This window comes from Protofrankia sp. Cas8 (genome assembly GCF_963555845.1).
In the GTDB taxonomy this organism is placed as follows: domain Bacteria; phylum Actinomycetota; class Actinomycetes; order Frankiales; family Frankiaceae; genus Protofrankia.
Genome location: NZ_CAUVXI010000280.1, coordinates 1 through 5,803, shown reverse-complemented (window position 1 = coordinate 5,803; position 5,803 = coordinate 1). Strand labels below are relative to the sequence as shown.

Genomic DNA, 5,803 nt, shown 5'->3' with positions numbered 1-5,803 from the left:
GCTCGGTCCGATACTGCCGGGACATGCCGACCGTCAAACATGTAGGGCTATTCGGCCCTCTTCGTCATCGCCGCGACGCGCAGCTGGGCGGATTGGACGACGTGCTCTTCACCGATACGGACTCCTTCGTGTCCGAAGGTGCTACCTGGAACATCGGGTTCTTCGACGGTGACCGGGTGATCTGGCCCGACGCGGACTGCCTCGCCGGCGTGACCATGACATTGCTCAAGCGGACGCATGAGCGGACCATCACTCAACCTGTCCGACTGGCGGCGATTCGCGACATGCACGCCGCTTTCGCCACCAACGCAGCCATCGGCGTGCGCGCGATCAGTGCCATCGACGACATCGTGACAGCCAGCGATCATCCCGTGATCCAACTACTGCGCAAGGAGTACCTCGACATCCCCGGGGAACCGCTGTGACCGTGTGCGGAAGGCCGATGCGATACCCGGCCACATACATGATTCACCTGTGCACATCCTGTGCCCACCAGTGAATTCCCTGTGTTTTCGCACATCACCGTGAACAACCGATGCAGCCAGACCCGCGATCAGATTCAGGAATGCCTGACAAAGGCCGGGATCGGCGCACCGACGCCACCGGCGAACGGCAACGGCACTCCCCCGACGGCCATCCCCTCAGCCGGGGCCCGGGGCAACCCGGCTGAGGGCGCCGAGGTACAGGCAGCGCTCAAGGCATGCGGGATCACCATGCCGACCGGGATGCCGCCGACCGGGACGCTACCGACCGGCACGCCACCGAAGGGCACCGGACCCGGTGGAACGCCGCCGAGCGGCACGCCCGGGAATGCATCACGGGCAGGCAACACCGCATGATCCATCAGATGATTACCGTCTGATCGGATGAAGCACAATCCCACCACAAGGATTAACAGGCCGTTAATCCCCCCGGGGTTGTGCCACAGGCTCCTCAGGAGTAACGGCCTCGCCGGTGTGCGCGGATTGCACGACGCCGGCGAGGCCGTTCCCGTCGGGCAAACTGCGCACCAATCGGCCGTGAACGGCCCAGGCTCTCTCCCGTAACCTCCAGCGCCGCCCGATTTCCCGCCAGTTTTTAGAGACGCCCAGGTCGGGTGGGGGTTATCCTCGGTCGGCGCCGGGGATTCGCGCGACGGCAGCGTGCCGCGCAACGAGGAGTCAACCACGTTGCGCGTACGGGGACGGAGGCGGCTTGGGACGGCAATCGGACGGGGGCGATGTCGTCCGGCCGATGTTGTCTGTATGACGTCGTCGGCGCGAGGTTGTCTGTGTGCGGTCGTCCGGGTGGAGCCTACCTTCCCTGCGATCCTACCCACGCGGGCACCCCATTTCTTTCACTCATAGCTGATTACTCATAGCTGATTACTCATAGCCGATCGCGACAGTTGCGAGTAGGGGGTAGTGGCCGGGTGGTCCGACGACTGAGGCACGGCGTCGTCGCGGGCACCGTCGGGTACGTCGGGTACGTGGAGGTACTTCTCGCAGCCGGGGAGGCCCGCCAGCGCCACATCGGCCTACTGCTCGCAGGCCTCGCGGGCCTGGTGTTGTTCACGGCATTGCAGGCCCGTACCCTGCTCGGCGGTGGCCCGTTCTGGCTTGGATGCACAGCCGGCGCAGCCGCGCTCACTATGGCCCTCGGATGGGGTGGCCCCGCACTCGAGCTACCCGTCTTCGCCGCGTTCGCGCTCGGGGACGTCCCACGCCGGTGGGCCGGACCGGCCGCGGGCGTCTTGGCCGCCGGTACCGCAACCGCCGGCGCGCTGCACGGCTCCGCCGTTGCCGCCCTCGGCGTCGGGGAGCTCACGGTGCTCGTCGCGGTGGCGGCCCTCGCGATCACCTCGCTGGAGCGGCAGATCGCTGTGACCGATGTCGAACACAGTGCACTCGCGCACGCGGCCGCGGCGGTCGAACGCCAGCACCTGGCCCGCGACATCCACGACCTGCTCGGGCACAGCCTGACCGTGGTGACTCTGAAGAGTGAGCTGGCCAGTCGGCTGGCCGACAGCGACATCCCGGCGCTGCACAGGGAGCTGGCGGGCCTCACCTCGATCTGCCGTGACTCCCTGCGCGCCGTCCGCGACCTGGCTTCCCGCAGGTGGCACCTGCGGCTCGATGTCGAGATCGAACACGTCGGCAAGGTCCTGACCGACCTGGGGATCGGCTGGCATGTCAGGGCCGTCCCGACGGAACTGGCCGACAGCCCCCGCGAGCTGCTGGCCTGGGCGTTCCGGGAAGGCGCGACGAACATGCTGCGCCACAGTCGACCCGCCGTTCTCGATGTCGCGTTCCACCGGGCCGACGGCGACATCACCATGACGATGACCAACGACGGCGCCGGCGCGCCTGGTTTGACCGATCTCGCCCCGGGCGCGGGCCTGGAGGGGCTGGCCGGCCGGCTGGCGGCAGCCGGCGGACGGGTGGACCGTCGGCGGCTGCCCGGCGGACGCTTCGAGCTCGCGGTGACCGTCCCGCTGGACGCGGCCCGCACCAATCGGCCGGCCGCGCTTGGGCCTGAGCCGGGCAGCCAGCCGGTCGGGCCGGAGAGCGGCGTCCGGCCCGTCTCCCTACCCGGAGTGACCGGATGATCGACGTTGTACTAGCCGAAGATCATGATCTCATTCGCAGTGCGTTGGTGGCGCTGCTCTCGCTGGAGGACGACGTCCGGGTCGTCGCCGAGCTGTCCCGTGGGGACGAGATCGTCGCGGCGGTCGCCCGCCTTGAGCCGCACGTCGCCATCCTCGACGTCGACCTGCCGGTCCTTGACGGCATCGCCGCCGCCGCCACGCTGCGGCGGGCGCATCCCCGAACCGGGGTACTCATCCTCACCAACCTCGGCCGCCCGGCGGTCCTGCGGCGGGCGTTGGCAGCCGGAGCGCTCGGCTTCCTCCAGAAGACCGTGCAGGCCGACGAACTGATCTCCGCTGTCCGCCGGGTCAGCGTCGGCGAGCGGGCCATCGACACCGACCTGGCGGCCCAGACGATCGCGGTGCCCGACTGCACGCTCACCCGCCGGGAGCTCGACGTCCTTGCGCACATCGCGGAGGGGTCGACGGTCAACGAGGTCGCCCGGACCCTGTTCCTGTCCGCCGGCACGGTCCGCAACTACCTTTCAGCGGCGATCAGCAAGACCAACGCCCGCAACCGGTTGGACGCGGTCAACATCGCGCGGGCACACGGCTGGATCTGACCACATCGGCGAACGCATGGGGCCCGGCCGCCACGCCGGCCGGGCGGCTGCCGAGAAGAAACTCGCCGACCGAGGACTCAGCCGTCCACTCGGTGCCGAAGGCCCGCGCCGCGAGCGCCGTGTCCCCGCTGCCCAGCCCGCACGGGGCCAGCCCCATGGCCGTGGCCACCAGGTACATGGTCTGATACAGAGCGCCGACCTGCTTCAACGTCGTGGCGTACGCGATGCCGCTGTACTTCCAGGCCATCCGGGCGAAACGTGCGGTGATTGTGACCAGCACCTGGGGTTCGACCGCGCCTCCGGTGGCCGCGACGGCACCGGCGAGCAGTGCCCGCCGATCGGCGTCGGCGGTGTCGAGAAGCCGTAGCCGGTGGCCGGCGGCATCGTAGTGGTACACCCCTGCCGCGAGTCCGTCACAACGCGCGACTGAAAGGTACAGCTCCAGCTCGCCCATGGAACCGCCCGCCGGGTAGGGGCGATCCACCGCCGTGTAGGCGACCCCCACCGTCGCCGGGGTCAGACCGCGGACCCGCGCGGTCCGGTAGAGCAGCTCGGCCAGCTCGGCCAGCGTGATGGGCTCCTGCGGGTAGGAACGGACCGAGCGGCGCCGCTCAAGCGCATCCGTAAGCGTGGCATCACGGGCGAGCACATCCGGCCACGACGGCGCCACCAACTCGATCAGCTGCTCCGCACCGTGACCGCCATCCCCGCCATCCCCGCCATCCCCGGGTGGCTGGGACGGGGCAATCGGCAGTGGCGGAGGCTCAGGGCTGCTGGCGGCATGCCGGAAATAGGCGCCGATCGGCTGGTCGCTGTGGCCCGGGCGGCTTCGTGAGTGGAAAAGCAGATCGTGGAAGTCCCACAGGCCCAGCGGCGAGTCCGGGTCGTCCTCGGCCGCCTGCTGACCGGCGGACTGGCCGGAATCGGACTGTCCGGCGGGGTCGGCTCCGGCGGCGACGAGCAGTCCGGCAGCAACGAGCAGGTCCAGTACGAGCCGCGCCGAGGACGGACTGAGCCCGCCACCGTCGGCGGGTCCGGCCGCGACCATCGCGGCGACACCCGGGCAGTGCAGCACCGCGCGGAACGCGGCCAGCGGGCTCTCAAGCACAAGCAGGCCCCGGCCGCCACCCCGCCCGCCGACCGTGGTCACATCCGGCCGCCTGAGGTAGGCGAAGCGGGACAGGCGCACACCGTCCCGCAGTCCCACGTCTCCGGACGCGACCGCGCCCACCGCGTCCGTGCCCGCCGCGGTCGGGACAGCCGCGGCGAGCACCGCACCAGCGGTGACCGGAACAACGGTCACCAACCGGCGGCCGGACGCTCCGGTGTCGACCACGGTCCGGCACAGCAGGGAGTCGAGGACGGCGAGCACGCGGCGCAGACGGGCGAGGTCGCCGGCGGCGTCGGACCAGGCCTGCCCCGGCGCGACCAGGGGAGCTGCGACCAGGGGACCTGCGACCAGGGGAGCTGAACCCGCCGCCACGGTGGCGACCAGCGTCGCGGGTAGCACCGGATCGGTGACCAGCATCCGCAGTGCGCCAGCCAGGCCGGGGCTGGGCCGACGGACCCGCACCGCCTTCGCCGACCCACCGATCACCAGGTCGGCGCCGTCGGCCACCACGTCGGCGTCAGCGCGTAGGGACAGGTACAGCCAACCAGCACAGCCGAGTGCCGGGTCAATCGTCCCGGTTACGCTCATCATTGGTCCTTCGTCCCCGGTCAAATGAACATCGGAACTGGGTTGAGGTCGTGCTCCGGCGTGGGAGCGGCCAGCCAGCCGAGCCCGACCGGCACCTCGTAGAGCCGTCCCGGCGCGAATCTGGCCCAGAAGTGCCGCATGCCCGGGACGATCACCTTGGCCACCGGGAGCCCTATATCCGGACGGGTCTGATCCAGGACGAGCATCTCCATACCACGTTCGGTCACCAGTCGTTCGGCCAGGGCGAGGTCGTCGGCAAGATCGTCATGAGCCAACGCGGGCCAGCGCCCCGGACCGGACGGCGTGGTCCGGGGATCGGGCCGCAGATAGGTCGCCTCCGCCACGGTCGCGTTGCGCCACCACCATTCCTGCTCGGGGTCGTACGCGCCGTAGGTTCCGCTGCCGTCCGATCCGATGGGAAGCACCGCCGGCAGGAACTGGTTCATCTCGGTGAGCGCCCGCAGCAGCGCGATACGTGGGTCGAGGTGCGCACCGAAGGCGACGAGGATGTCCTCGGCCTGCTTGTCGGTGCGGCGCGACACAGCGCCCACCACGGGGATGCCGAAGTCCGAGGTGAGATCGAGCGCCCACACCTCACGGGCCAGCCCCGCGTAGAGCTCCCGGATCCGGTCGATCCACGGCTCGGCAAAGGCGTCGAGGTCGATCGCGGGACGCTGGACGCGGTTGTACCACCACAATGCGACGGCGTCCCGTTCGACGAGCTCGAAAAAGCCCTGCAGGACGGCGTCCTCACGGCTCGTCCCGGCGGCGTTGCCGTTGGAGTCGGCGACGGCGTACACTCCGCCACCGCGCTGCGGATAGCCGTAATAGAGGTAGGACGTCGGCAGCCAGCGCTGTCCGCCACCATTGAGCGACCAGACCGGCGACCACTCGATCGGGGTGTCGGGGTCCAGT

6 protein-coding genes are annotated in these 5,803 nt (G+C 69.9%); 4 read left to right on the top strand and 2 right to left on the bottom strand.

What is annotated here, in order from left to right; translation table 11 throughout:
- The 4 genes from U9977_RS25205 to U9977_RS25190 form a co-directional block, all read left to right on the top strand.
- On the top strand, positions 1 to 425 hold a 425-nt coding region (locus tag U9977_RS25205), incomplete at its 5' end, for an aminotransferase class IV (RefSeq protein WP_322751773.1).
- An 81-nt stretch (positions 426 to 506) separates the two neighbouring features.
- Positions 507 to 839: a hypothetical protein gene (locus U9977_RS25200; RefSeq protein WP_322751772.1), complete on the top strand. Its 333-nt coding sequence runs from the start codon at positions 507 to 509 to the stop codon at positions 837 to 839.
- Between the two features lie 572 nt (positions 840 to 1,411).
- Positions 1,412 to 2,587 carry a sensor histidine kinase gene (locus U9977_RS25195; protein ID WP_322751771.1) on the top strand — a complete coding sequence of 392 codons (1,176 nt, stop codon included), beginning with the start codon at positions 1,412 to 1,414 and terminating at the stop codon, positions 2,585 to 2,587.
- The gene (locus U9977_RS25190; protein ID WP_322751770.1) at positions 2,584 to 3,189 is read left to right on the top strand and encodes a response regulator transcription factor; all 606 of its coding nucleotides are present in this window, start codon (positions 2,584 to 2,586) and stop codon (positions 3,187 to 3,189) included. The genes U9977_RS25195 and U9977_RS25190 overlap by 4 nt, the downstream gene beginning before the upstream one ends.
- Here U9977_RS25190 and U9977_RS25185 read toward each other — a convergent pair.
- Together U9977_RS25185 and U9977_RS25180 are read right to left on the bottom strand one after the other, a co-directional pair.
- Entirely contained in the window at positions 3,158 to 4,888 is a 1,731-nt protein-coding gene (locus tag U9977_RS25185) for a SagB family peptide dehydrogenase (RefSeq protein ID WP_322751769.1), read from the bottom strand. The two genes, U9977_RS25190 and U9977_RS25185, sit on opposite strands and share 32 nt — an antisense overlap.
- 20 nt (positions 4,889 to 4,908) lie before the next feature.
- The coding region (locus U9977_RS25180) for a YcaO-like family protein (protein ID WP_322751768.1) at positions 4,909 to 5,803 on the bottom strand (895 nt) is incomplete at its 5' end.

Coding starts and splice junctions, on each gene's coding strand:
- U9977_RS25185 (WP_322751769.1), bottom strand. CDS start 4,888: ATGAGCGTAACCGGGACGATTGACCCGGCACTCGGCTGTGCTGGTTGG.
- U9977_RS25190 (WP_322751770.1), top strand. CDS start 2,584: ATGATCGACGTTGTACTAGCCGAAGATCATGATCTCATTCGCAGTGCG.